At 65.8% G+C, this 25,761-nt stretch carries 26 protein-coding genes and 1 pseudogene; 9 read left to right on the top strand and 18 right to left on the bottom strand.

From position 1 onward, the window contains the following. Both VNQ78_RS01135 and VNQ78_RS01140 read left to right on the top strand, forming a co-directional pair. Positions 1-258, top strand: a pseudogene (locus VNQ78_RS01135) (hypothetical protein); the annotation flags it as partial. Then, positions 258-1,142, top strand: a complete 885-nt coding sequence (locus VNQ78_RS01140; protein WP_325685708.1) for a carbohydrate ABC transporter permease — start codon at positions 258-260, stop codon at positions 1,140-1,142. The pseudogene VNQ78_RS01135 and the gene VNQ78_RS01140, both read left to right, overlap by 1 nt. Positions 1,143-1,279: 137 nt before the next feature. Here VNQ78_RS01140 and VNQ78_RS01145 read toward each other — a convergent pair whose 3' ends face one another. The 4 genes from VNQ78_RS01145 to VNQ78_RS01160 all read right to left on the bottom strand — a co-directional run bounded on the left by VNQ78_RS01145 (position 1,280) and on the right by VNQ78_RS01160 (position 4,787). Continuing rightward, positions 1,280-2,014: an SDR family NAD(P)-dependent oxidoreductase gene (locus VNQ78_RS01145; protein ID WP_325685710.1), complete on the bottom strand. Its 735-nt coding sequence runs from the start codon at positions 2,012-2,014 to the stop codon at positions 1,280-1,282. Positions 2,015-2,040: 26 nt separating this feature from the next. Then, entirely contained in the window at positions 2,041-2,793 is a 753-nt protein-coding gene (locus VNQ78_RS01150; protein WP_325685712.1) for a GntR family transcriptional regulator, read from the bottom strand. Then, positions 2,780-3,757, bottom strand: coding sequence for a D-erythronate dehydrogenase (gene denD, locus VNQ78_RS01155; protein WP_325685714.1), 978 nt, complete (start codon positions 3,755-3,757; stop codon positions 2,780-2,782). The genes VNQ78_RS01150 and denD overlap by 14 nt, the downstream gene beginning before the upstream one ends. 118 nt (positions 3,758-3,875) lie before the next feature. Next, positions 3,876-4,787 carry a dihydrodipicolinate synthase family protein gene (locus VNQ78_RS01160; protein ID WP_325685716.1) on the bottom strand — a complete coding sequence of 304 codons (912 nt, stop codon included), beginning with the start codon at positions 4,785-4,787 and terminating at the stop codon, positions 3,876-3,878. Positions 4,788-4,915: 128 nt separating this feature from the next. Here VNQ78_RS01160 and VNQ78_RS01165 point away from each other — a divergent pair, with 128 nt between their 5' ends. Genes VNQ78_RS01165 through VNQ78_RS01195 form a run of 7 tightly spaced genes read left to right on the top strand, consistent with a single transcriptional unit; the run spans position 4,916 to position 11,697 of the window. Then, on the top strand, positions 4,916-6,697 hold the full coding sequence (locus VNQ78_RS01165; protein WP_325685718.1) for an IlvD/Edd family dehydratase: 1,782 nt from the start codon (positions 4,916-4,918) through the stop codon (positions 6,695-6,697). A 25-nt stretch (positions 6,698-6,722) separates the two neighbouring features. Next, a complete protein-coding gene (locus VNQ78_RS01170; RefSeq protein ID WP_325685720.1) occupies positions 6,723-7,457 on the top strand; it encodes an SDR family oxidoreductase in 735 nt (244 codons plus the stop codon). 13 nt (positions 7,458-7,470) lie between these two features. Then, the gene (locus VNQ78_RS01175; RefSeq protein WP_325685722.1) at positions 7,471-8,412 is read left to right on the top strand and encodes a 2-hydroxyacid dehydrogenase; all 942 of its coding nucleotides are present in this window, start codon (positions 7,471-7,473) and stop codon (positions 8,410-8,412) included. 9 nt (positions 8,413-8,421) lie between these two features. Next, the gene (locus tag VNQ78_RS01180) at positions 8,422-9,111 is read left to right on the top strand and encodes a GntR family transcriptional regulator (protein ID WP_325685724.1); all 690 of its coding nucleotides are present in this window, start codon (positions 8,422-8,424) and stop codon (positions 9,109-9,111) included. Continuing rightward, a complete protein-coding gene (locus VNQ78_RS01185; RefSeq protein WP_325685726.1) occupies positions 9,108-10,046 on the top strand; it encodes a DMT family transporter in 939 nt (312 codons plus the stop codon). The genes VNQ78_RS01180 and VNQ78_RS01185 overlap by 4 nt, the downstream gene beginning before the upstream one ends. After that, positions 10,046-10,888 (top strand): ureidoglycolate lyase, encoded by an 843-nt coding sequence (locus tag VNQ78_RS01190; protein ID WP_325685728.1) that lies wholly within the window; start codon positions 10,046-10,048, stop codon positions 10,886-10,888. The genes VNQ78_RS01185 and VNQ78_RS01190 overlap by 1 nt, the downstream gene beginning before the upstream one ends. 53 nt (positions 10,889-10,941) lie before the next feature. Continuing rightward, entirely contained in the window at positions 10,942-11,697 is a 756-nt protein-coding gene (locus VNQ78_RS01195; RefSeq protein ID WP_325685730.1) for a hydroxypyruvate isomerase family protein, read from the top strand. A gap of 52 nt (positions 11,698-11,749) precedes the next feature. Here VNQ78_RS01195 and ltnD read toward each other — a convergent pair whose 3' ends face one another. The 14 genes from ltnD to VNQ78_RS01265 all read right to left on the bottom strand — a co-directional run. Next, the gene (gene ltnD / locus VNQ78_RS01200) at positions 11,750-12,655 is read right to left on the bottom strand and encodes an L-threonate dehydrogenase (RefSeq protein WP_325685732.1); all 906 of its coding nucleotides are present in this window, start codon (positions 12,653-12,655) and stop codon (positions 11,750-11,752) included. Beyond that, entirely contained in the window at positions 12,652-14,145 is a 1,494-nt protein-coding gene (locus VNQ78_RS01205; RefSeq protein ID WP_325685734.1) for a tripartite tricarboxylate transporter permease, read from the bottom strand. The genes ltnD and VNQ78_RS01205 overlap by 4 nt, the downstream gene beginning before the upstream one ends. A gap of 10 nt (positions 14,146-14,155) precedes the next feature. After that, entirely contained in the window at positions 14,156-14,629 is a 474-nt protein-coding gene (locus VNQ78_RS01210; RefSeq protein ID WP_325685736.1) for a tripartite tricarboxylate transporter TctB family protein, read from the bottom strand. A gap of 59 nt (positions 14,630-14,688) precedes the next feature. Then, positions 14,689-15,663, bottom strand: coding sequence for a tripartite tricarboxylate transporter substrate binding protein (locus VNQ78_RS01215; RefSeq protein ID WP_325685738.1), 975 nt, complete (start codon positions 15,661-15,663; stop codon positions 14,689-14,691). Positions 15,664-15,765: 102 nt separating this feature from the next. Further along, entirely contained in the window at positions 15,766-16,521 is a 756-nt protein-coding gene (locus VNQ78_RS01220) for a GntR family transcriptional regulator (protein WP_325685740.1), read from the bottom strand. Positions 16,522-16,565: 44 nt separating this feature from the next. Then, a complete protein-coding gene (locus VNQ78_RS01225) occupies positions 16,566-17,567 on the bottom strand; it encodes an aldose epimerase family protein (protein ID WP_325685742.1) in 1,002 nt (333 codons plus the stop codon). Beyond that, positions 17,567-18,412 carry an SMP-30/gluconolactonase/LRE family protein gene (locus VNQ78_RS01230; protein ID WP_325685744.1) on the bottom strand — a complete coding sequence of 282 codons (846 nt, stop codon included), beginning with the start codon at positions 18,410-18,412 and terminating at the stop codon, positions 17,567-17,569. The genes VNQ78_RS01225 and VNQ78_RS01230 overlap by 1 nt, the downstream gene beginning before the upstream one ends. Then, entirely contained in the window at positions 18,409-19,005 is a 597-nt protein-coding gene (locus tag VNQ78_RS01235; RefSeq protein WP_325685746.1) for a 2-dehydro-3-deoxy-6-phosphogalactonate aldolase, read from the bottom strand. Before VNQ78_RS01235 ends, VNQ78_RS01230 begins: the two co-directional genes overlap by 4 nt. Beyond that, entirely contained in the window at positions 19,002-19,904 is a 903-nt protein-coding gene (locus VNQ78_RS01240) for a 2-dehydro-3-deoxygalactonokinase (RefSeq protein WP_325685748.1), read from the bottom strand. The genes VNQ78_RS01235 and VNQ78_RS01240 overlap by 4 nt, the downstream gene beginning before the upstream one ends. Beyond that, positions 19,898-20,830 carry a Gfo/Idh/MocA family oxidoreductase gene (locus tag VNQ78_RS01245; protein WP_325685750.1) on the bottom strand — a complete coding sequence of 311 codons (933 nt, stop codon included), beginning with the start codon at positions 20,828-20,830 and terminating at the stop codon, positions 19,898-19,900. Before VNQ78_RS01245 ends, VNQ78_RS01240 begins: the two co-directional genes overlap by 7 nt. Further along, positions 20,817-22,559, bottom strand: coding sequence for an L-arabinonate dehydratase (gene araD, locus VNQ78_RS01250; RefSeq protein WP_325685752.1), 1,743 nt, complete (start codon positions 22,557-22,559; stop codon positions 20,817-20,819). The genes VNQ78_RS01245 and araD overlap by 14 nt, the downstream gene beginning before the upstream one ends. Continuing rightward, complete coding sequence (gene mmsB / locus VNQ78_RS01255) at positions 22,559-23,746, bottom strand: multiple monosaccharide ABC transporter permease (protein WP_325685754.1); 1,188 nt, start codon at positions 23,744-23,746, stop codon at positions 22,559-22,561. The genes araD and mmsB overlap by 1 nt, the downstream gene beginning before the upstream one ends. Further along, entirely contained in the window at positions 23,739-25,313 is a 1,575-nt protein-coding gene (gene mmsA / locus VNQ78_RS01260) for a multiple monosaccharide ABC transporter ATP-binding protein (RefSeq protein WP_325685756.1), read from the bottom strand. The genes mmsB and mmsA overlap by 8 nt, the downstream gene beginning before the upstream one ends. A 75-nt stretch (positions 25,314-25,388) precedes the next feature. Then, a partial coding sequence (locus tag VNQ78_RS01265; RefSeq protein ID WP_325685758.1) for a substrate-binding domain-containing protein occupies positions 25,389-25,761 on the bottom strand: 373 nt, incomplete at its 5' end.

Raw genomic sequence — 25,761 nt, forward strand, 5'->3', positions numbered from 1 at the left:
CCGATCATCGCGGTGGTGATGACCTTCTCGGTCCTCTTCACCTTCACCGATTTCCAGCTGATCTACGTCCTGACGCGCGGCGGCCCGGTCAACGCCACCCACCTGATGGCGACACTGAGCTTCCAGCGTGCTATTCCCGGCGGGCAGCTGGGCGAGGGGGCGGCCATCGCGGTCGCAATGATCCCTTTCCTGCTCGCCGCGATCCTTTTCAGCTTCTTCGGCCTTCAGCGCCGCAAATGGCAGCAGGGAGCGGATTGATGTCCGAAAAGGCAACCGTCACCGACGATCACGAGGGCATGGACCAGTTCGAAAGCCGCGGCCGCAAGATCATGCTGGTCTGGCTGCCGCTGGCCTGCTTCATCTTCGTGCTGCTGTTTCCTTTCTACTGGATGGCGATCACGGCGGTAAAACCCAACGCCCAATTGACCGACTACCAGAACCACAGCCCGTTCTGGGTGGTGGGCCCGACGCTCCAGCACATGAAATACCTGCTGTTCGAGACGAGCTATCCGGGCTGGCTCTGGAACACGCTGCTGGTCGCAATCTGCTCGACCTTCCTGTCGCTCGCGGCCTCGGTCTTTGCCGCCTATGCGATCGAACGACTGCGCTTCCGTGGCGCCAGAGTGACCGGGCTTCTGATCTTCCTCGCCTATCTGGTGCCGCCTTCGATCCTCTTCATCCCGCTCTCGGTCATCGTGTTCCAGATCGGGATCTTCGACAGCAGGCTGGCGCTGATCCTGACCTATCCGACTTTCCTGATCCCGTTCTGCACCTGGCTCCTCATGGGCTATTTCCGTTCGATCCCCTACGAGCTTGAGGAATCGGCGCTGGTGGACGGGGCGACGCGCTGGCAGATCCTGACCAAGATCGTCCTGCCTCTGGCGGTTCCGGGCCTGATCTCGGCCGGGATCTTCGCCTTCACGCTCAGCTGGAACGAGTTCATCTATGCGCTGACCTTCATCTCCAGTTCGGAAAACAAGACGATCCCGGTGGGCGTGCTGACCGAACTGGTGCGTGGCGACATCTATGAATGGGGCGCGTTGATGAGCGGAGCACTCCTCGGCTCGCTGCCGGTAGTGATCCTCTACTCCTTCTTCGTAGACTATTACGTCAGCTCTATGACCGGCGCGGTCAAGGAATGATGAAAGGGGGCTCTGCCCCCGTCCTTCGGACTCCCCCGGGGTATTTTTGAAACAGTGAAGGTGAGAGCTTGGCCCTCAATTCATCGTTTTGAAAATACCCTCGGGGGTCCGGGGGCAGACAGCCCCCGGCTACGGCATCAATAGGTCGCGCGGCCGCCCGAGATGTCGAAGACGGCCCCGGTCGAGAATGCGCAATCCTCCGAGGCAAGCCAGGCGACCAGCGCGGCGGCCTCGGCCGGTTCAAGGAAGCGGTTCATCGGGATCTTCGACAGCATGTAGTCGATATGCTGTTGGGTCATCTGATCGAAGATCGGGGTGCGGGCCGCGGCGGGGGTGATGGCATTCACCAGCACGCCGGTTCCCGCCAGTTCCTTGCCCAGCGATTTCGTCAGCGCGATCAACCCTGCCTTCGAGGCCGAGTAATGTGCCGCGTTCGGGTTGCCCTCCTTCCCGGCGATCGAGGCGACGTTGATGATCCGGCCATAGCCGCGCTCGATCATGCCGGGCACGAGGGCGCGGCAAGCGACATAGGGCGCGTTCAGGTTCACCTCGATCACCTGCCGCCAGGTCGCGGGGTCAAGTTCCCAGGTCTTGCCGTTGCCGCCGGTGATGCCGGCATTGTTGACCAGGATATCGACGGGACCGGCCTCAGCGGCCGCGGCCTCGATCTCGGCATCGACTGACAGTTCGACCTGCCGCGCCGATGCCGCCGGACCTAGCTTCTCGGCCGCGGCGCTTGCTGCCGCGCCGTCGCGGTCCCACAGGATAACCCGTGCACCGCTGGCGATGAAACGCTCGGCCACGGCATAGCCGATGCCCTGTGCGCCGCCCGTCACGACTGCCAGCCGCCCCTCCAGATCGATCTTGTTCATCTCGAATCTCCTCCTTCGAAACTCATTCAGGCGAGGCCGCTGCTGCCCAGCGAGCGGCGCAGTAGGTCCAGTTGCTGCCGGTCTGCCCGGTCGCGATGGGCGCTGTGTTTCTCACGCGTCAGCGCCCGATCCCCGGAGCGGAGTGCGGCAAAGGTGATGCGATGTTCGGCGTCCGACTCGACCGGCAGGGGGCGCAGGGGCAGGATCATCATTCGGGCGCGGTATTGCTGGCCCCAGAAGGCGTTGACCGCCGTTTGCAGGCGCTGGTTGCTGCAGAGCGCGACGATCTCGGAATGGAATTCGTCATCCAGATCCGACCAGCGCGCGATATCTCCGGCGGAGGTCGCATTCTCCATCTCGTCCAGCATCCTTTCGAGACGGCGGGCCTCCTCGGCGCTGAGGCCGCGGGCGGCGGCCAGTTCGAAGGCGCGGACTTCGAGGGCCGAGAACACGTCGAGGATATCGGCGAAATCCTGAAGCGACAGCGCCCTGACCGTGACGCCGTGGCGGGGGCGGACATCGACCAGCCCCTCATCGGCCAGCTTGATCACCGCCTCGCGCACCGGGGTTCGCGAGAGCGAGAGCAGCGCCGCAAGCTCCGTCTCCAGAAGCGTGGTGCCGGGCGCGAGGCGCCCGGTCAGGATGCGATAGCGCAGGTCGTGATAGGCGCGCTCGCGCGCGGCCATCTCGGTCAGGCCATGCAGGCTCGGCACCGGGCGCGAGGATCGCAACCTGCCGCGATCGGACCGTCGGCCACTTCCCGCGTCACCCGGCTGCATCGGCGGTGTCGCGGATATGGGCGCGGATGATCGACTGGAAATCCGCATCGGCCACGAAGCCTGCCGCAAGCGCCCGCTCGGGCGAGAAGTCGCGCGGCCAGCCGGCGACGATGCCGCGCACCGTCGCGTCCGGGATGCGCTTGACGCGGGCCACGGCCTCCTCGCCCGCGACCTCGCGCAGGGCGTCGAGAACCTCGGTAATGGTCAGGCTCAGCCCCGGCATGGTCAGGCAGCGCCGGACGCCAAGCTGCGCGGTGTCCATGGTCGCGGCGTGGAGAAGGAAGCCGACCGCCGCATCGGGGCTGGCGAACCAGTGGCGCACGTCATCCTCGACCGGCAGTTGGGCGTCCATGCCCGCCAGCGGCTCGCGGATGATGCCAGAGAAGAAGCCCGAGGCCGCCTTGTTGGGCTTGCCGGGGCGCACGACGATCGTTGGCAGGCGGATGCCCACGCCGTCGAAGAAACCCTTGCGAGTATAGTCGTTCAGCAGCAGCTCGCCGATCATCTTCTGCGCGCCATAGCTGGTCATGGGCGCGGTGATGAAGGTGTCGGTGATCTTTTCCTCGAAAGGGGCGCCGAAGACGGCGATGGACGAGGTATAGACCACGCGCGGATGATAGTCGGGGCCTTGGGCCCGGATCGCCTCGAAGAGGTGCCGGGTGCCGTCCATGTTGATGGCATAGCCCTTGTCGAAATCGGCCTCGGCCTCGCCCGAGACGATGGCGGCGAGGTGGAAGATGACGTCGGGCCGGTCCGCCACCAGCGACTCCACCGTCGCGCGGTCGGATATGTCGCCCGAAAGTACCTTCACGGCCACCTGACCGGTCGAGTCCAGATCGGCCGGGACCACGTCGAAGGCCGTCAGTGCATCCACAGGATGTCCGCCAAGCGTGCCGGTCTTGAGAATGCTTTGCGCGAGCCTGCGGCCAACCATGCCTGCGGCGCCGATAATCAGCAGCTTCATGTCCGAACCCTCCTCCCCAGTTTCCGGTCGGACTATGTATACATTGCGGATGGGGACCGCGCCAGTCTTTCGAGAGGGAAGTTTGCCCGGCCGCTCGAGCCGCGACCGGGCCTGTGACTTACTTGCCCCAGCGCAGCGCGACCGGGTCCAACGGGCGGACCAGATCCAGCAGCATGGCGCGGGTCGCGGGATGCAGCGGCGGGATCGGATGGCGGCTGAAATCCGAGCGGATCACGCCGCCCTCATGCATCACCGCCTTGGCCGAGAGGAACCAGCATTGCCGGTTCTCGTGGTTCACGGCGGGCAGGATCCGGGCATAGGCGGCGGTCGCGGCGGCGCGGTCGCCGGCCTTCCAATGCGTCAGCACCGGCTTGATCTGGTCGGGGATCATGGCCGAGGTCATGGTCCCGGTCGCCCCGGCATCGAGGTCGGCCAGCAGGGTGATCGCCTCCTCGCCGTCGAAGGGGCCTTCGATCGCGTCGCCGCCCTCGGCGATCAGGGCGCGCAGCTTGGCGGCGGCACGCGGGCATTCGATCTTGAAGAGCTTCACCATCTCGATCTCGCGCGCCATGCGGACCAGCAGCGGCACCGGCAGGTCGACCCCGGACAGCGGCGCGTCCTGGATCATGATCGGGATGCCGACATCGCCGACGCGGGCGAATTGCTCATAGGTCTGCTGGGCCGTGCCCTTCAGCAGCGCGCCGTGATAGGGCGGCATCATCATCACCATGGCGGCGCCGAGATCCTTGGCAAGCTGCGCGCGCTCGACCGCGATCGGGGTCGCGTAATGGCTGATCGTCACGATCACCGGAACGCGGCCCGCGACATGCTCCAGCGAGAGGCGGGTCAGCGCCTCGCGCTCGGCATCCGAGATCAGGAATTGCTCGGAGAAGTTCGCGAGGATGCAGATGCCGTCCACGCCCTGATCGACCATGCAGTCGAGGATGCGGCGCATGCCCTCGAAATCGACGGAACCATCGTCGTTGAACGAGACCGGTGCGACCGGCCAGATGCCCTCGTATTTAGCCATGACGGCCCTCCCCAAATTGCTCGGCGCGGATGGTATACCATTTTTCTTCGGGTGCAAGCTGACCCCTTTCCCCTTGCCGCGGTCTGGTATACCAATTTTTCGGAAGGGTGGCCCGAGGGAGGCAAGCCATGGCAAACACCAGAGCAAACAAGCGCTTCCGGTCGCAGGAATGGTTCGACAATCCGAACAATCCCGGCATGACCGCGCTGTATATCGAACGTTACCTGAACCAGCAGTTCACGCGCGAGGAGCTGCAATCCGCGCGCCCGATCATCGGCATCGCCCAGACCGGCAGCGATCTGGCGCCCTGCAACAAGATCCATGTCTTTCTGATGGACCGCATCAAGGCCGGTATCCGCGACGGCGGCGGCATCCCGATGGAGTTTCCGGTCCATCCGATTCAGGAAACCGGCAAGCGTCCGACCGCGGCGCTGGACCGCAACCTGGCCTATCTGGGACTGGTCGAGGTGCTGCACGGCTATCCGCTGGACGGGGTCGTGCTGACCACCGGCTGTGACAAGACGACGCCCGCCATGCTGATGGGCGCGGCGACCGTCGATATTCCGGCGATCACGCTGAATGGCGGGCCGATGCTGGACGGCTGGTGGAAGGGCAAGCGCGCCGGCTCGGGCACCGTGGTCTGGGAAAGCCGCCGGCTGCTGTCCGAAGGCAAGATCGACTATGACGAGTTCATGTCCCGCGTCTGCGCCTCGGCGCCGTCGCTCGGCCATTGCAATACCATGGGCACGGCCAGCACGATGAACGCCATGGCCGAGGCGCTTGGCATGTCGCTGACCGGATGCTCGGCCATTCCCGCGCCCTTCCGCGAGCGGATGAACATGGCCTACCAGACCGGCAAGCGCATCGTCGAAATGGTCTATGAGGACATCAAGCCGAGCGATGTGATGACCCGCGAAGCCTTCGAGAACGCGATCATCGTCAATGCGGCGATCGGCGGGTCGACCAACGCGCCACCGCATCTGCAGGCGATCGCGCGCCATGCGGGGGTGGAGCTGGACGTGACCGACTGGCAGAAGGTCGGCTTCGACGTGCCGCTTTTGGTTAACATGCAGCCTGCGGGCGAGTATCTGGGTGAGAGCTTCTTCCATGCGGGTGGCGTGCCTGCCGTCATGGGGGAGCTGAAGAAGGCCGGGCGCCTGCATGAAAAGGCGATGACCGTGACCGGCCAGACCATGGGCCAGAACCTGACCGGCTGGGAAAGTCAGGACCGTGCGGTGATCCGCCCCTATGCCGATCCGCTGCGCGAGAATGCGGGCTTCATCGTGCTGACCGGCAACCTGTTCGATTCCGCGCTGATGAAGACCAGCGTGATTTCCCCGGATTTCCGGCAGCGCTTCCTGTCCGAGCCGGGGAACGAAGGCGTCCACGAAGCCCGCGCCATCGTGTTCGAGGGGCCGGAGGATTACCACGACCGGATCAACGATCCGGCGCTTGGCATCGACGAGAACTGCATCCTCTTCATCCGCAATGTGGGCTGCGTCGGCTATCCCGGCAGCGCCGAGGTGGTGAACATGCAGCCGCCGGACGCGCTGCTGAAACAGGGCATCAACCACCTGCCCACCGTGGGGGACGGGCGGCAGTCGGGAACTTCGGAAAGCCCGTCGATCCTGAACGCCTCGCCGGAATCGGTGGTGGGCGGGGGCCTCGCCTATCTCCAGACCGGGGACCGGGTGCGGCTGGACCTGAACGCGGGCCGCATGGATGCGCTGGTCGATCCTGCCGAATGGCAGGCGCGCAAGGAAGCGTGGGTGCCTCCGGTTCTGGAATGCCAGACCCCGTGGGAGGAGATCTATCGCAAGGAGGTCGGCCAGCTTGACAAGGGCGGCTGCCTTGAGCTTGCGACCGCCTATCAGCGGGTGCGCCAGACCATGCCCCGCGACAATCACTGACGGAACCTTGAGGGAGGAGAGAGACGTGAAAACGATCCTGATCACCGGCGGCGGCAGCGGCGTGGGCCGCGCCACCGCGCATCGGTTTCTGGCCGAGGGCTGGCTGGTCGGCCTGATCGGCCGGCGCGAGGATGCGCTGGCCGAGACCGCGGGCAACAATCCGAACGCGCTGGTCCTGCCTTGCGACGTGACCGACGAGGCCGCGGTGGACGCGACCTTCGCCAAGACCGCGCAGGAATGGGGCCGGATCGACGTGCTGTTCAACAATGCGGGCGCCGTCCTGCCTTCGACCCTGATCGACGAGATTTCGGTCGCGGACTGGAAGCGCGTCACCGATGTGAACATTACGGGCATGTTCCTTTGCGCCCGCGCGGCCTTCCGCCAGATGCGGCATCAGGATCCGATGGGCGGGCGCATCATCAACAACGGCTCGGTCTCGGCCGACGTGCCGCGGCCCGGCTCGGTGCCTTATACGGTCTCGAAACATGCGGTGAAGGGGCTGACCCGCACGTTGTCGCTGGATGGCCGACCTTTCAACATCGCCTGCGGGCAAGTGGACATCGGCAATGCCCTGACCAATATGGCCGAGGCCATGACCAAGGGCGTGCCGCAGGCCGATGGCTCGATCCGGGTCGAGCCGGTGATCGACGTCGCCATGGTGGCGGAATCGGTCCTGCACATGGCCTCGATGCCCGAAGGCGCGAATGTGCAATGGCTGACCGTCATGGCAACCAACATGCCCTATATCGGGCGCGGATGAAGGGAACGGACGAATGACGAATGTTCTGGCGGTCGGCCAGTATTCCGAGACCGATACCAAGGCGCTGGAGACGGAGCTTTCCGCGCCGCTCCTGCCCGCCCTTTCCGACATCGCCGCGCTTTCCGAGGTCGAGCGCAAGCAGGTCACAGCACTGGCCTATAAGGGGCATCATCCGCTGGACGGGGCGGTGATGGACCAGCTTCCGTCGCTGAAGCTGATCGCGAATTTCGGGGTCGGCTATGACGCGATCAATGTCGCGGACGCCTCGGCCCGCGGGATCAAGGTGACGAATACGCCGAATGTCCTGAATGACGACGTGGCCGATCTGGCCGTCGCGCTGCTGATCATGGAATCGCGCAAACTGACCGCCTCGGAGAGCTGGATGCGCGCGGGGAAATGGCCCGCTGGCGGCGCCTATCCGCTGGCGCGCAAGATGTCGGGGCGCAAGGTCGGCGTCCTCGGCATGGGGCGCATCGGGCGCGAGATCGCCGACCGCCTCGCCGCCTTCAAATGCGAGATCCATTACCAGTCGCGCAGCCGCAAGGACGCGCCCGAAGGCTGGACCTATCACGCTGACCCGGTCGAACTGGCCCGCGCGGTCGATGATCTGGTGATCGCTGTGGTCGGCGGGCCCGAGACGGTCGGCTTCGTCTCGGCCGAGGTGATCGCGGCGCTGGGGCCGGACGGGATCATCGTCAACATCGCCCGCGGCTCGGTCATTGACGAGGAGGCACTTCTCGATGCGCTGGAGCAGGGTCGCCTGCGTGGCGCCGGTCTGGACGTGTTCCTGAACGAGCCGGAGGTGGACGGGCGCTTCATGGACCTGCCGAACGCGACCATCCTGCCGCATGTCGGCTCGGCCACGGTCGAGACGCGGGCGGCCATGGGCGACCTCCAGCGTCGGAATGTCCTGGCGTTCCTGGGTGGCCAGCCCCTCGTGACCCCGGTGAACTGAGGCAGGGCGATGACCGAGGATACCCTGGCCGAGGCCATCGCCTATGAGTTGCGCCGCGAGATCCTTCGCGGCAACCTGCCGCCCGGTGCGCCGATCAAGGAGCGCGACAATGCCGAGCGGCAGGGCGTCTCGCGCACGCCCATGCGCGAGGCGATCCGCATCCTCGCCAAGGAGGGGCTGGTCACGCTGCGCCCCCTACGCAGTCCGGTTGTCGCCAACCCCTCGCAGAACGAGATCATCGACCAGATCCGCGTGCTTCATGCGCTTGAACTGCTCTCGGGTGAGCTTGCCTGCGAAAAGGCGAGCGACGAGGAAATCGCGGCCATCGGCGCGCTGAAGGACCGGATTGAGACGATCTATGGCGAGGCGGATGCGCTCGACGTCTTCGAACTGGACATGCAATTCCATTCGGCCATCGTCGCGGCCTCGCATAATGCCGCGCTGGCCGAGACGCATGGCGCCTATATGGCGCGGCTGTGGCGCGCCCGCTATCTCTCGGCGCGCCGCAAGCTCTCGCGTGAGCGGGTTCTGCGCCAGCACAAGGCCATCCATGCGGCGCTGGCCGCGCGCGATGTCGCCGCCATCAAGGCCGAGATCGGGGCGCATCTGGCCGCGATGATCGACAATATCGAGGATCATTTCCGCGAGGAGCGGGACAGTGACGAAGCGGAACGCGATCAGGAAATGAAATCGGAATGAAGCTTGGCGGCACCCTGACGGGGATGATGCTGATGACTGTCGGCGTGATCCTGTTCGCGACGCAGGACACGATGGCGAAATGGCTGCTGGGGCTGAGCCTTGGGCTGATGCAGGTCGCCTTCGTGCGCTATGCCGGGGCGCTGGTCCTGACGCTTGCAGCGACACTGCCGAGGCGGGGCCTTGGCGTGCTGCGTTCGATCAACCCGCCGATGCAGGCGCTGCGCTCGCTGGCGCTGATGGGCAGCACGGCGCTGAACTTCGTCGGGCTGAGCCAGCTTCCGCTGACCACCGTGACCGCGATCATGTTCGCAAGCCCGGTTCTGGTCACGCTGCTGGCCGTCCCGCTTTTGGGCGAAAAGGTCGGGATCATGCAATTCGCGGCCATCCTGCTGGGCTTTCTGGGGGTGCTGATCGTCGTCGCGCCCTGGGATGCCGGGTTCCAGACCGCGATGCTCTTTTCGCTCGGGGCGTGTTTCTGCACCTCGATCTATTTCATCCTTAGCCGGAAGCTGGCGGCCGAATCGACCGCGACCCACCAGATCTGGGCCAATGGCATCGCGACGCTGTGCTTCGCGCCCTTCGCGCTGCTGCACTGGCAGGCGCCCGCCGACAGGCTGACGCTGGCGATCATGTGCCTGATCGGGGTGGTCGGGGCGACCTCGCACAGCCTTGTGACGCTGGCCCATCGCCTTGCGGATGCCTCGGTTCTGGCGCCGGTCGTCTATCTGCAACTGCTGTTTGCCAGCATTGCGGGCTATCTCGTGTTCGGACAGGTGCCGGGGGCCTCGACAGTCCTTGGCGCAATGGTCATCATCGGTGGCGGCGTGCTGCTTTGGCTGTCCGGGCGAAGAAGGAGAATTGCCGCGATCCGTACTTCCGCGATCGCCATGCCTTCTGAACAATCACATTCGAAAGCACGAAAGAAGGAGGACTGATGAAACTGTTGCGTTACGGCCCCGAGGGCCAGGAAAAGCCGGGTTTGCTGGACAGCGAAGGCCGGATCCGCGATCTGTCGGGCCATGTCGCCGACATCGCCGATGAGGTGCTGACGCCGGAGGGGCTGGCAAAGCTTGCCGCGATCGACGTCGCGTCGCTGCCGCTGGTCGAGGGCTCGCCCCGGCTTGGCGCCTGCGTCGGCAATGTCCGCAAGTTCATCGCCATCGGCCTGAACTATGCCGACCACGCCGCCGAAAGCGGCATGCCGGTCCCGGCCGAGCCGGTCGTCTTCAACAAATGGACGAGCTGCATCGTCGGCCCGAACGACGATGTCTTGATCCCCGCCGATTCGAAGAAGGCCGACTGGGAGGTCGAGCTGGGCATCGTCATCGGCAAGACTGCCCGCGGCGTTTCGGAAGCCGAGGCGCTGGATCATGTCGCCGGCTATTGCGTGGTCAACGACGTGTCCGAGCGGGAATGGCAGCTTGAGCGCGGCCAGACCTGGGACAAGGGCAAGGGCTTCGACACTTTCGGCCCGATCGGCCCCTGGGTCGTGACCAGCGACGAGGTTGCCGATCCCGGCAAGCTTTCGATGTGGCTGGAGGTCGATGGCAAGCGCTACCAGAACGGCTCGACCGAGACGATGATCTTTGGCGTGGCGACGCTGGTTGCCTATTGCTCGAAGCTGATGACCCTGATGCCGGGCGACGTGATCACCACCGGCACGCCTCCGGGCGTCGGCATGGGCCAGAAGCCCCCGGTCTATCTGAACGGCGGCGAGACCATCCGCCTCGGGATCGATGGGCTGGGCGAGCAGACCCAGAAGGTCCGCCGGGCCTGAGCCATGCGGGTGGCGGGACGAACCCGCCGCCCGTCGTCTTTCGGGGAGGGAAGATGCAGTTTTCAGCCAATCTCGGGTTTCTCTGGGCGGAGCTGCCGCTGCCCGACGCCATTCGCGCGGCGGCGGATGCGGGCTTTGACGCGGTCGAATGCCACTGGCCCTATGACCATGCGCCCGAGGCAGTCGCCGGGGCGCTTGCCGAAACCGGGCTGTCGATGCTGGGCCTCAATACGCTGAGGGGCCATCCGGGCGAGAACGGGCTGTCCGCGATTCCGGGCCGCGAGGCCGAGGCGCGGGCCGAGATCGACCGCGCCATCGCCTATGCCCGCGCCATCGGCTGCGGCGCGGTGCATGTCATGGCCGGGATCGCCACCGGCCCGGCCGCCGAGGCGGTGTTTCGCGCCAATCTGGACCATGCCTGCCGCGCCGCGCCTGACCTGACCATCCTGATCGAGCCGCTGAACCATTACGACGCGCCGGGATATTTTCTGTCCCGCAGCGACCAGGCGCTGCGCCTGATCGAGCGGTCGGGGCATCCGAACCTGAAGCTGATGTTCGACTGCTATCACCTGCAGATCATGGAGGGTGACCTGACGCGGCGGCTGGAACGGCTGTTGCCGGTGACGGGACATGTCCAGATCGCCGCGGTGCCCGATCGCGGCGCGCCGGATCATGGTGAGCTGGATTATCGCTATATCTGCGGGGTGCTGCGCGACCTGGGCTGGACGCGGCCGGTCGGGGCGGAATACCGGCCGGGCGGGGCGACCGAGGCGAGCCTTGGCTGGTTGCCGGTGCTGCGCGGGATCTGATGGCATTCCGGCCGTGGCGCGGCCGGAATGAGTATTTGAGGAACAGAGAAGATCAGCCCTGCTTCGTCGGGAGCGTCGTGCCTGCACGTTCGGCCAGGATCTTGGCGATGGCGGCATCGGCCTCGCGCCCGAGGCCGGCTTCGGAGGCGGCGCGGTAGAGTGCGAGCGAGGCATCCGCCAGCGGGACCGGGCTTCCGAGCGCATGGGCCGAGCCGGTGACGATACCCAGATCCTTGACGAAGATGTCGACCGCCGAGAACGGGGAATAGTCGCCCGAGACGACTTGTGGCCCGCGGTTCTGGAACATCCAGCTGTTGCCGGCGCATTCGGTGATGACCTCCTGCACGGTGGCGAGGTCGAGGCCGCTTTTCGCGGCCAGCACCATCGCCTCGGCCATGGCGGCGATATGGACGCCGGCGAGGAGCTGGTTCACGAGCTTCATCCGGCTGCCGGCGCCCGCCTCGTCGCCGAGGCGGAAGATGCGGGCGGCGATGGCGTCGAGTGCGGGCTGGATCAGGGCGAAGGCCTCGGGCGGGCCGGAGGCCATGATGCTGATCTGCCCCTCACGCGCCTTGGCGGCCCCGCCCGAGACCGGGGCGTCGATGGCGAGCATTCCAGCCCCGGTGAGGTCAGTCGCGATGGCCACCGCGTCGTCTGACGTCATGGTCGGGCAGACGACGAAGACGGTTCCGGGTCTTGCCGCCGCGACCGCGCCATTCGGGCCGAAAAGCACCTCGCGCGTCTGGGCGGCGTTCACGACATAGACGAAGACCGCATCGGCATCCGTGGCAGCCTCGGCCGGGGTGGAGACGGGCTGCCCGCCCGCGGCGGCGAGTTCAGCCATTGGGCCGGGCGCGAGATCGACGCCGCGCACGTCGATCCCCGCGCGGGCGAGCGAGAGGGCGGCGCCAAGTCCCATCGAGCCGAGGCCGATGACGGCGGTTGCGAGGCGGGTCATGACAGCGCCTCGCGCCGGTGCTGGATCGCGCGGCGGATCAGCGGCACGGCCCAGACGAGGATGGTGAAGATGCCAAGCCCGGCCGCGATTGGACGCTCGAAGAAGGAGAGCAGGTTACCGTCGGCCTTGATCATCGAGGTGATGAAATGCTGCTCGAGTAGCGGTCCGAGGACGAGGCCGAGGATGGCCGGGGCGATCGGGATGTCGTTTTCCTCCATCAGGAAGCCGAGGACGCCGAAGCCCAGCATCAAAGCGATGCCGAAGACCGAGTTGGTGATCGAGAAGGCGCCGACAATACAGAACATCAGGATGATCGGCATCAGGATCCGTTGCGGCACCGCGAGGATCGTGGTCGAGGCGCGGATCGCCAGCCAGCCCAGCGGGATCATCAGGAGGTTCGCCAGCAGGAAGACGATGAAGAGCGCGTTGATCAGCGTGGCCTGTTCGATGAAGATCGTCGGGCCGGGATTCATCCCCTTGATGTAGAGGACGCCGATCACGATGGCGGTGATCGAATCGCCCGGGATGCCGAAGACCAGTGCCGGGATCCATGCCCCGCTGACCGCGGCATTGTTCGAGGCCCCGGCCTCGACCAGCCCCTCGACATGGCCCTTGCCGAATTTCTCGGGCTCGCGCGAGAAGCGCTTGGACATGGCGTAGGAGATCCAGGCCGCGATATCCGCGCCCGCGCCGGGCAGGGCGCCGATCAGGGTGCCGACGACATTGCCGCGCAGCATCTGCGGGTAATAGCGCCGCATCACCGGGATCTGGCTGCGGATCATGCCCTTGGTCGAGGGGCGCAGCGGCACGCCCAGCTTGTAGCCGCGGACGAGATAGCGAAACACCTCGGCCAGCGCGAAAAGCCCGATCATGGCCGGGATGAAGGAGATCCCGCCCAGAAGCTCGACATTGCCGAAGGTGAAGCGCGGCTCGGCCGTGGGGTTGTCCATGCCGACGCAGGCCGCGACCAGCCCGATCAGCAGCGAGACGAGCCCGCGCGGGATCGAGCCGGGCGAGACGAAGATCGCCGCCGAGAGACCGAGCAGCACCAGCCAGAAATATTCGAAGGAGGAGAATTTCAGCGCCACCTCGGCCAGAAGGGGCGAGGCGATGATCAGGACGATGGTGCCGAAGATGCCCCCGACCACCGAAAAGACCAGAAGCGCGCCAAGCGCCTCGGGGCCGCGGCCCTGCCGTGTCATCTGATAGGAATCATCGACATAGGCGGCCGAGGCCGGGGTGCCGGGAATGCGCAGAAGCGCGCCCGGAATGTCGCCGGAGAAGATCGCCATGGCCGAGGCGGTGACGATGGCGGCGATGGCTGCGATCGGCTCCATGAAGAAGGTGATCGGCACCAGAAGCGCCGTCGCCATGGTCGCGGTCAGGCCGGGAATGGCGCCGACGAAAAGGCCGAAGGCGCCCGAAAGCAGCATGACCAGCAGAACCTGCGGGTCGAAGACCATGGCGAAGGATTGTGCAAGAACGCTCATCTGCTTGACCTCACCACGGCAGCGACAGGAATTCGCCGCGCGGCAGCGGCACGAGAAGCATCTTGCCGAAGGCGAATTGCACCACGATCACTGCGATGACCGAGACCGGAAGCGCCGTCAGCGGCCTTGTTCCGGTCAGCAGCATCATCCCCGCGACAAGCACGATGCTGGAAATGGTGAAGCCGACATAATCGACGGCAAGGATATAGACGATGATCAGCACCGCCGTGGCGATGACCTTGGCCCATGCCTGCGGCTCGGCCGCCCAGTCCAGCGCCACCGCGAAGGGCGCGCCCCGCTCGGTCACGAGGCCCTGCACGATGAGCCAGATGCCGACGATCACGGCCAGACCGGCGATCACGGTCGGCAATGTCTCGGCGCCGTATTTCTGTCCGGGAATTGGTGAAAACTGGCGGGCGGCGAAGAAGAGCACAATGCCCCCCAGCAAGGTCAGCGCGCCGAGCGCGCGGTCCCCGAGTCTCATGCCGGTTTCTCCTCAGGAGAAGGAAGGGAAAAGCCGCGGGGATTGCCCGCGGCCCTGTATCACTTGGCCAGTCCGGCCTTTTGCATGATCTCGCCAAGGCTGGCGTCATCCGCGGCGATGATGGCAGTGGCGTCCTCCGGGCCCGCCCAACGCAGGCCGAAGCCGCGATCCTTCATGAAGGCCTGATAGGTTTCGCTGTTATAGGCCTTTTCGATCGCAGTGATCAGGCGCTCGCGCGCCTCGGGCGGCATGTCCTTGGGCGCAGCGATGGCGCGCCAGACCGAGAGCTTCCAGTCCGATCCGGTCGCTTCCTTCAACGTCGGCGTGTCGGGGAAAAGCTCCTGCCGCTCGTCCGACATGCTGGCAAGCGCGCGGACGCGGCCCGCGTCGATCAGCGAGCGCCCCTCGGCCAGCGAGGAGGGCACCATCTGCACGCCGCCTGCGACCATGTCGGTCAGGCCTGCGGCGGCGCCCTGGCTGGGAACGAAGGGCACGGCCTCGACCGGGATGCCCTCGGACATCAGCCAGCCCAGCAGGTTCAGGTGCCAGATGCCGCCTTGACCGGTGCCGGAGGCCTTCACGCTGCCCGGCGCGCCGGACTTGATCGCGTCGCGCAACTCGGCGGCGTTGGTCCACGGCGCGTCCTCGGCCACCATGATGCCGCCGGGATCGGCATTGACGATGCCGAGGATGTCGAAATCCTTGTAGGTCAGGTCGGTCAGGCCCTGCCAATGCATCATGTCGATCTCGATCGTCATGACGCCGATGGTGTAGCCGTCGGGCTTGGCATTGGCGATGGCGCTGTGGCCGACGACGCCCGAACCGCCGGTGCGGTTCACCACGTTCACCGGCTTGCCGAGTTCTTCCTGAAGGATTTGCGCGAAGATGCGGCCGACCGCGTCGGTGCCGCCGCCCGCGCCCCAGGGCACGATCATCTCGATCGGACGTTCGGGATATTCGGCAAAAGCGGGGGCGCTGATGCCACCCGCCATCAGCCCAGCCGCAATCAGCGGCAGAACGGATCTGCGTTTCATGGTCTCTCTCCCTGATCGCGCGCCTTGCGCGCCTTTTCCTCAAGGGCGAGGATCATTATTTAAGTATACATTGTCAATCGCCGAGAAAGACCCTGTCTCCGGTCAGACATTCACTTCCAGATCGTAATGCATACATGTCGAGAGCTTCTCGGCCTTGTCGAAAAACTGCGGGGAAAGCTGCATGATTCCGGGCAGATCGCCGAAAACCCGGCGCAGATGCAGGCGCATCGCAGCCTCGGCCTGATCCTCGTCCCCGCTGGCCACGGCATCGACTACATCGCGGTGCTGGTCCAGCATCACGTCCTTGGGCGTCACCGCCGAGACGAGGTGGCGGACCCGGTCCAGATGCACCTTGAGCACCTGCAGATGGTTCCATGCCATCACCTGTCCCGCCATTTCCGCCAGCGTGTGGTGGAACTCTTCGTCCAGCGTGACCAGCGCCTTGGCATCGCCCTGCGCGATGGCTTCCTGCCGCTCCAATATGCCGCGCAGGGTCGCGACCTGCTCGGGCCTTGCCCGGCGGGCGGCGAGGCGGGCGATGTCGGCCTCGACCGATTCCCGGATGAACCGGGTGCTGAGCACCCAGTCCATGTCGATGCGCGAGACGAAGGTGCCGCGCTGGGGCCGGACCTCCAGCAGGCCTTCGCTGGCGAGGCGGATGAAGGCCTCGCGCACGGGCTGGCGCGAGAGGTCGTATTGATCCGCGATCTCCTGCTCCGAGAGCCTTGTGCCCGGCAGGATATCGCCGCTGATGATGCGGCGGTGCAGGATGGCGTGCATCTGCGCCGCGGCCGGCATCTCGGCCGCGGGGGCGACCTGCGGGCGATCGGCGCGAGGGGCTGGAGCAGAATTGGTCATGGCGTTCCTCCCGAACACCATTTCCGTTGAACCAATGGGTTGCGTCAACTGCTTCTGCTGAAGCCGAGCACCGTGCTTTGCCGATAGACATGGCCCGCCGGCAGCAGCGCCGAGGGGTAGTCGGGATGATGGACCGCATCCGGCCAGACCTGCGATTCCAGCGCGATCCCGGCATGAGGGCCATAGGGCCTCCCGCCGATGCCCGCCGCCCCGCCCGCCAGATGGTCGGCGGTATAGACCTGCAAGCCCGGCTCGGTCGAGGCGATGGTCATCTCCACCCCGCCCGCGCTGAGGACAGCGGCAGGGCAGGGCAGGTGGTGCCGTTCCGCGGCAAGGCAAAGGTTGTGGTCGATCAGCGGCCCGCCAAGGCGGTCGCCCAGCCGGACCGGCTTGCGAAAGTCGAGATGCGTGCCCGCGACCGGGGCCGGTGCGCCGGTCGGGATCAGCGCATCATCCACCGGCAGCCAAGTCTCCGCCGGGACGGTCAACAGATGGCCACTGATATCGGTGCTGCCGTCGAGGTTGAAATAGCTGTGCTGGGCGAAGTTGCAGATCGTCGTCTTGCTGGCCGTCGCCACGATCTCGATCCGAAGCTGGGGGCCGGGCAGGATCTGGTAGCGGACCTGAACCTGCATGGCGCCCGGAAAACCCATATGCCCGTCGGGCAGGTGATCCGAGAAGGTGACGAAATCCGGGCCGTGATCGTCGATGATCCAGTTGCGCCGCCCGGTGCCGTCCGTTCCGCCATGGAGCGTGGTGTGGCCCTTTTCGTTCCGGTCGAGGGTCAGCCTGTGTCCCTCCACCTCGGCCTCGCCACGCGCGATGCGGTTGGCGCAGCGTCCGACGATGGCGCCGAAATATTTCCCCTCGCCCAGATAGGGCGCAAGTTCGGCAAAGCCGAGGACCAGCGGATGCGCGATGCCATCCAGCCGCAGATCCTGCAGCGAGGCGCCAAGCGTGATGAACGAGGCCGAGAGGCCATGCGCCGTGATGGTCAGCCTGTCCACGTCCTGCCCGTCGGGTAGCTTGCCGAAATTCTCGCGCATTAGAGCCTCACTTGCGGTTCGGCGCGTCCCGTCGCGCCGGTGGGAATGACCAGCCAGCTTCGCCCGTCCTGCGCTCCGCCCAGATCGACCGAGGCGCTGGTCAGAAGGATCCGGTCCAGCTTTTCGCCGATGAAGGCCGGGCAGGTGACCTGTTTCGAGGGCACCTCGACCTCGTCCAGCAGGCGGCCGTCCGGGGCATGGCAGACCAGCCGGCCGCTGCCCCAGCGCGCGTTCCAGAAATTGCCCTTGGCATCGATCACCGCGCCGTCGGGATACTCATCGGTCCCGCGCAGGTCGAGATAGACCCGAGGCTCGGCCTTCGGCCAGCCCTCGGCGTCGAGTTCCTGCGTCCAGACCATCTGCTCCTCGGTATCGGCGAAATAGGCGAGGCTGCCATCCGGCGAAAAGCAGATTGCATTGCTGATCGAGATCGGCGCGTGAAGCTTGCGCAATTCGCCCCGGTAATAGCGATAGATCGCGCCCTGACCGCGGCTTGCGTCAATCGCCATGGTGCCGATCCAGAAGCCGCCCATCGGATCGGCGCGCCCGTCATTCGAGCGGGTGTCGGGCCGGTCCGCCTCAAGCGCGACAAGATCATCGCGGCTGCCGCTGGAAAGGTCGAAGCGGAACAGCGCGGTTTCGCTGGCGATCAGCAGGGTGTCATGGTCGATCCAGCCTGCGGCCGAGACGCGCTCGTCGAATTTCCAGACCAACTCGCGCCCGTCCTTGCGGCTCAGCATTCGGCGGTTGAGGATGTCGAACCAGAACACCTGCTGGTGCTGGGGGTGCCAGAAGGCACCCTCGCCCAGCAGACAGGGGCGAGGGTCGAAAAGCGTATACCTCATGTCGCCAGCGCCGCGACCATCTCGCGGGCGCGCTGGCCGACCAGTTCGGCGCTGTCGCCGGGCCGATAAAGCGAGGTGCCGATGCCGAAGCCCTGTGCGCCCGCCGCGATCCATTCGGCGAAATTATGCGGGCCGACACCGCCGACGGCATAGACCGGCATATCCTTGGGCAGGACGGCGCGCAGCGCCTTCAGCGTGCCCGGCCCGGCCTGATCGGCGGGGAACAGCTTCAGTCCGGTCGCGCCGGCGGCGATGGCCGCGAAGCATTCCGTCGCCGTATAGACGCCCGGATAGGATTCAAGCCCAAAGCGTCGGCTTTCGCGGATTACCTCGGGATTGGCGTTGGGCGACACGATCATGCGCCCACCGGCATCGGCGATGCGCGCCACCTCCCCGGCCGTCAGGACGGTGCCCGCGCCGATGGTGGCGCGGTCCCCGAAAGCCTCGGCCATCAGCCGGATGCTCTCCAGCGGATCGGGAGAGTTCAGGGGCACTTCGATGCGGTCGATGCCGGCGTCGATCAGCGCCGCGCCGACGGCAAGGGCATCGGAGGGCGTCAGGCCACGCAGGATGGCGATGATGGGTTGGGTCATTCTGTCCTCGTCAAGGCGGCGGCAGCGGCGGAAAGTCCGGCAAGGACCAATGCGCCACCGTCCAGTTCATCGGCATTCGCGCCCGCCTGCGTCAAGGCCCGGGCGTAAAGCGCCGAGAGTTCGGGCGCGCCGATGATGACGACGCTGCGGTCCTTCCAGAGCGGCTGGGCGGCGGCAAGTTCCGATCCGATCAGCAGGCCCGAAAGGCGACCCGCGCCCATTTCGGGCGGCAGACCCTCAAGCAGCGCAGCGGCGCGCAGCGAAAAAAGGCCTGCGGGCGCCATGTCGGCATGGGCCAGCGCCTGTGCCGCGGCCTCGGAGAAGCTGACCGGATCCGGCCGCGCCTCGCCTATGGTATGGCGCAGCACCGACTGGCGCGAGAGCAGGGCATAGACCTCTCCGGTCATGAAGGTGTGGAACCCCTCGACCCGGCCATCGGCGATGCTGACCCATTTGCAATGTGTACCCGGCAGGCAGAGCGTGCCCCGGAACCCCGGATTGGCGGCAAGGAAGCCCGCGATCTGGGTTTCCTCGCCCCGCATGACATCGGGCGGGTCGATCTGCGACAGGCCGGGCAGGATATGGACCTGAAGCCGCTGGTCCTGCACCGCGGGCCGGGTGGCGCGCAGCGCGTCGAGCGGCGTGCAGGGCGTGGCGCGATACTCGGCTTCGACCCAGCCGGTCCGGGCGCCGACCATGCCGCAGGCGATGACCGGCAGCGGGCCTTGGTCCAGCCAGTCCCCGACAAGCTCCAGCAGCGCAGGCTCGAATTCGGGCGGCGAGAGGCCGCCCATGCCCTTGTCCGAACTGCGATTCTCCAGCACCTCGGCCCCTCGCATGGCCCAGACCCGCAGGCGCGTGGTGCCCCAGTCGACGGCAATCCAGTCGGGACTTACCATTCAAAGGCGTCCGTCTGGACCCGGCGGCCCAGCATCATCGCATCCGCGACATGGCGGAAGGGGGCGACATCGACATCGCTTTCGCCCGCCGCGATCAGATCGGCGAAGCGGGCATAGATCCGGTCATATTCACCGGCAAGCGCGCCCTCGGCCGCCAAAACCGCACCATCGGCGGTGATGGTCGCGCCGCCCTGCGACAGCTCCATCACGCCGCGATCGGTCTCGATCCGCATGTCCCAGGTCTGGACGCCGGTTTCGCGAAAGTCGAAATCCAGATCAACCGGCGAGCCTTCCTCGGTCAGCATCTCCAGCCGCGCGGCGATCGGCGTGTCGCGGTTTTCAGGGAACACCAGCTCCGCCTTGGTCGTGTAGAGGCCGACGGGCAGGATATGGGTCAGGATCGAATAGGCATTGATGCCCGGATCGAAAACGCCGGTTCCGCCGGGGGCGAAGATCCAGTCCTGCCCCGGATGCCACCGCCGCACGTCCTCGCGCCAGGTCACGGTGATCGCGGTGATCTTGCGATCCGCCAGCCAGTCCCGCGCGCCGGGAATGCCGGGGGCGAACTGGCTGTGCCAGGCGGTGAACAGGGTCTTGCCCTGTTCCTTCGCGATACGCTCGAGCACCATGACTTCGGAGACCGAGGTGCCCGGCGGCTTCTCCAGCAGGACATGCCGCCCGGCCAGCAGCGCTTCGCGCGCGACGGCGAAGCGGACCTGCGGCGGCGTGCAAAGGGCGACTGCCCCGACCTCGGGCCGCTCGGCCAGAAAGCCGGTCACGTCGCGATAGGCGGTAATGCCCTCGGCCGTGTTGAACGGGTCGACCGTCGCGGCAAGGTTGAAGCCCGCCGAGGCCTCAAGCGCGGGGCGATGCTGCTCGCGCGCGATTTTGCCAAAGCCGATAATGGCCAGATCAATGGCTGTCACGTCCCACCTCGCGTCCACGGCATCCTTTGAGGAAATCAAAATCGGCACCGGTATCGGCGCCCTCGACATGGTCATGGAACATGCGCGCATAGCCCGAGGCGGGCGGCTCGACCGGGTTCTTCCACTCGGCCAGGCGCCGCGCGATTTCCTCATCGCTGAGGTCGAGATGCAAGCGGCGGTTCGGCACGTCCAGCTCGATGAAATCGCCGGTCCGCACGATGGCCAGCGGTCCGCCCCGCGCCGCCTCGGGCGAGGTGTGCAGGACCACGGTGCCGTAGGCCGTGCCCGACATGCGCGCATCCGAAATCCGCACCATGTCGGTGATGCCCTTTTTCAGCACCTTGGGCGGCAGGCCCATATTGCCGACCTCGGCCATGCCGGGATAGCCCTTGGGGCCGCAGTTCTTCATCACCATCACGCAGGTCTCGTCGATGTCGAGGCTGTCATCGTTGATCCGGGCCTTGTAGTCGTCGATATCCTCGAAGACCACGGCGCGGCCGCGATGCTGCATCAGATGCGGCGAGGCGGCCGAGGGCTTCAGCACAGCGCCCAGCGGGGCGAGATTGCCCTTCAGCACCGCGATGCCGCCCTGCTGGGTCAACGCCTTCTCGACCGGCAGGATCACATCCTCGTTCCAGTTCTTCGCGTCCTGCACCTCGTCCCAGATCGTGTCGCCCGAGACGGTCAGCGCGTCCTTGTGCAGCAGGCCCGCTTCGCCCAGACGCTTCAGCACGACGGGCAGGCCACCGGCATAGAAGAACTCCTCCATCAGGTATTTTCCCGACGGCATCAGGTTCACGATGGTCGCGACGTCCCGCCCGCAGCGGTCCCAGTCGTCCAGCGTCAGGTCGATCCCGACCCGGCCAGCCAGCGCCAGCAGGTGGACGACGGCATTGGTCGAGCCACCGATCGCGCCATTGGTGCGGATCGCGTTCTCGAAGGCCTGCTTCGTCATGATGTCGCTGGGCTTCAGGTCGTCCTTGACCATCTGCACGATGCGCCGGCCGGTCATCTGCGCCATGACGCGGCGGCGGCTATCGACCGCCGGGATCGCGGCATTGCCCGACAGCGCCATCCCCAGCGCCTCGGCCATCGAGGCCATGGTCGAGGCGGTGCCCATCGTGTTGCAGGTGCCGGACGACCGGCTCATCGCCTGCTCGGCCTCGAGGAATTCGTCCTGCGTCATCTCGCCCGCCTTCACGGCCTCGGAGAATTTCCACAGATGCGTGCCCGAGCCGACGCGCTCGCCCCGGAACCAGCCATTGAGCATCGGCCCGCCGGTCACGACGATCGAGGGGATGTCGGTCGAGGCCGCGCCCATCAGAAGGCTGGGCGTGGTCTTGTCGCAGCCGACCAGCAGCACCGCGCCGTCGATCGGCTGGCCGCGCATCGCTTCCTCGACCGCCATGGCGGCAAGGTTGCGATACATCATCGCGGTCGGGCGGTAGGTGTTTTCGGATGCCGAGAACACCGGAACCTCGACCGGGAAGCCGCCAGCCTCCCAGACGCCAGCCTTCACCTTCTCGGCCAGCTCCCGCAGATGGCCGTTGCAGGGCGTCAGGTCCGACCAGGTGTTCAGGATGCCGATGATCGGGCGTCCGTCGAACAGGTCATGCGGATAGCCCTGATTCTTCAGCCAGCCACGGTGATAGATGGTGTCGCGCGAATTGCCGCCATACCAGTGCTGCGACCGCAACTTGCGCGGCCATTCTGCGGGTTTGAAAGTCATTACGATTTGCTCTTGTTCGAAACGTCGAAGATCACGGCGGCCATGAGGACCAGACCCTTGATGACCTGTTGATAGTCGATGCCGATGCCCAGAATCGACATGCCATTGTTCATGACACCCATGATGAAGGCGCCGACGACCGCCCCGATCACGGTGCCGACGCCGCCCGACATCGAGGCGCCGCCGATGAAGACGGCCGCGATCACGTCAAGCTCGAACCCGACGCCGGCCTTGGGCGTGGCCGAGTTCAGGCGCGCCGAGACGACGAGGCCCGCCAGCGCTGCCAGCATCCCCATGTTCATGAAGGTCAGGAAGACCACACGCTCGGAGTTGATGCCCGAGAGTTTCGCCGCCTTGGCATTGCCGCCGATGGCAAAGATGCGGCGACCGATCGTCGTGCGTTCGGACAGGAAGGCGTAAAGCGCGACCAGCACCGCCATGACGATGAAGACGTTCGGCAGGCCGCGGAAATTCGCCAGCGCCCAGGTCATCCAGGCCAGCGCGACGAAGATCAGCGCGTTCTTGGCGACGAAGAAGGCAAAGGGCTCGTCCGCGATGCCCAGCGTCTCCTCGCGCCGGCGGTTGCGGACCTGCAACCACAGGATGATCAGCGCGGCCCCCCAGCCGAGGATCAGCGACAGCGTGTTCGGCTTGTCGGGGCCGAAGAAGTCGGGAATGAAGCCCGAGGCGATCATCTGGAATTCGCGCGGGAAGGGGCCGATCGACTGGCCCTGCAGGATCCACATGGTCAGGCCGCGAAAGATCAGCATCCCGGCCAGCGTGACGATGAAGGACGGGATCTTCCAATAGGCGACCCAATAGCCCTGCGCGGCCCCGATCAGCGCGCCGGCCATCAGGCTCAGGACCACGACGACCGGGATGGGCAGGCCCAGCTTGACGATCATCAGCGCGGCAAGCGCGCCGACAAAGGCTGCGACCGAGCCGACCGACAGGTCGATATGACCCGCGACGATGATCAGCAGCATCCCCACCGCCATGATGACGATGTGGCTGTTTTGCAGGAACAGGTTCGTCAGGTTGACCGGGCGGAACAGGATCCCGCCGGTCACGACCTGAAAGAACGCCATGATGATGATCAGCGCGAACAGGATGCCGTATTCGCGGATGTTGCGGCGGATGAAACCAAAGGTGTCGCCGCCGGCGCGGGTTTCGGTGGTGTCAGACATGGGCGACCTCTGCCTCGATCTCTTCGGGGGTGATGTCTTCCTCGGTCAGGTTGTGGCCCGACTTGATGATGATCGACATGATGCGCTCCTGCGTCGCCTCGGCGGTGGGCATGTCCCCCACGAGGCGGCCTTCGTTCATCACGAGGATCCGGTCGGTGATGCCCAGCAGCTCGGGCATCTCGGAGGAGATCACGATGATGGATTTGCCCGCGGCGGCTAGGTCGCGGATGATGGTGTAGATCTCGTATTTCGCGCCGACATCGATGCCGCGCGTCGGCTCGTCCAGAATCAGGATCTCGGGTTCCGAGAAGAGCCATTTCGACAGGACAACCTTTTGCTGGTTCCCACCCGACAGGTTTGCCATGACCTGATCGACCGAGGAGGAGCGGATGTTGATCTGCTTGCGATAGTCGCGCGCGACCTGCCCCTCGCGGTGGCGGTCGATGACGCCGCGCGTCGAGATGCCCTTGAGGTTCGCCAAAGGGATGTTGCGGCGGATCGTGTCCTCCAGCACCAGCCCCAGCGACTTGCGGTCCTCGGTCACATAGGCCAGCCCGGCCTTGATCGCCTTGGGCACGGTCGCAAGATCGACCTCCTTGCCGCGGATCGTGGCGCTGCCCTTGCGGAAATCGCCCATGGAGCGGCCGAAAAGGCTCATCGCGAGTTCGGTGCGGCCTGCGCCCATCAGGCCCGCGATGCCCAGAACTTCGCCGCGCTTCAGCTCGAAGCTTGCGTTGTCGACCAGCATCCGGCCTTCGCGCAGGGGGTCGGCTACGGTCCAGTCGCGGACCTGCATCACCACTTCGCCGATCTTCGGCTCACGCGGGGGATAGCGGTCGTTCATCGAGCGCCCGACCATGTCCTTGATGATCTGGCTTTCCGGGACCATGCCGCTGTGATGGGATACGGTCGCGCCGTCGCGCAGCACGGTGATGCTGTCGCAGACCTGCGAAATCTCGTTCAGCTTGTGCGAGATCATGATGGCCGTCATGCCCTGCTCGCGGAAGCCTGCAAGCAGGCGCAGCAGTGCGGCGCTGTCATTCTCGTTCAGCGATGAAGTGGGCTCGTCAAGGATGAGCAGGTCGACCTTCTTGGAAAGCGCCTTGGCGATCTCGACAAGCTGCTGCTTGCCCATGCCCAGCTCGCCCACCTTGGTTTCGGGGCTTTCGCGCAAGCCGACCTTGGCCAGAAGCTCGGCCGTGCGGCGGTTCGTCTCATGCCGGTCGATCACGCCGCGGGTGGCGATCTCGTTTCCCAGAAAGATGTTCTCGGCGATCGACATCTGGGGCACCAGCGCCAGCTCCTGATGGATGATGACGATGCCCAGCTCTTCGCTGTCCGGGATGCCCCGGAACGCCATCGGCTTGCCATTATACAGGATTTCGCCGTCATATGAGCCATGGGGATAGACCCCCGACAGCACTTTCATCAGGGTGGACTTGCCGGCCCCGTTCTCGCCGCAGAGCGCCCGGATCTCGCCGCGGCGGACGACCATGTTCACATTGTCCAGGGCTTTGACCCCAGGGAATTCCTTGGTAATTCCCCGCATTTCCAGAATGGGATCCATCGCTGCCTTACGCCCCTCGCTAAGGAATACGCCGCCGCAAGGGGGTGTCCCCTGCGGCGGCGCGGGATGATGCGATTATTTCAGCTGGTCTTCGGTGTAATAGCCCGAGCCGACCAGAACTTCCGTCAGGTTGGCGGCGGTGACCGGAACCGGCTCCAGGAGGTAGGACGGCACGACCTTGACGCCGTTGTCATAGGTCTTGGTGTCGTTGACCTGCGGCTCTTCGCCCTTGATCATCGCGTCGACCATGCCGACCGTGACCTTGGCCAGTTCGCGCGTGTCCTTGAAGATGGTCGAATACTGCTCACCCGCCTGAATCGACTTGACCGATTGCAGTTCCGCGTCCTGACCCGAGACGATCGGCATCTTCAGGTCGCCCGAGCCGTAGCCCACGCCTTTCAGCGACGACAGGATCCCGATCGACAGCCCGTCATAGGGCGACAGCACG

The sequence above is a fragment of the Paracoccus sp. (in: a-proteobacteria) genome (genome assembly GCF_035556475.1).
Lineage (GTDB): Bacteria > Pseudomonadota > Alphaproteobacteria > Rhodobacterales > Rhodobacteraceae > Paracoccus.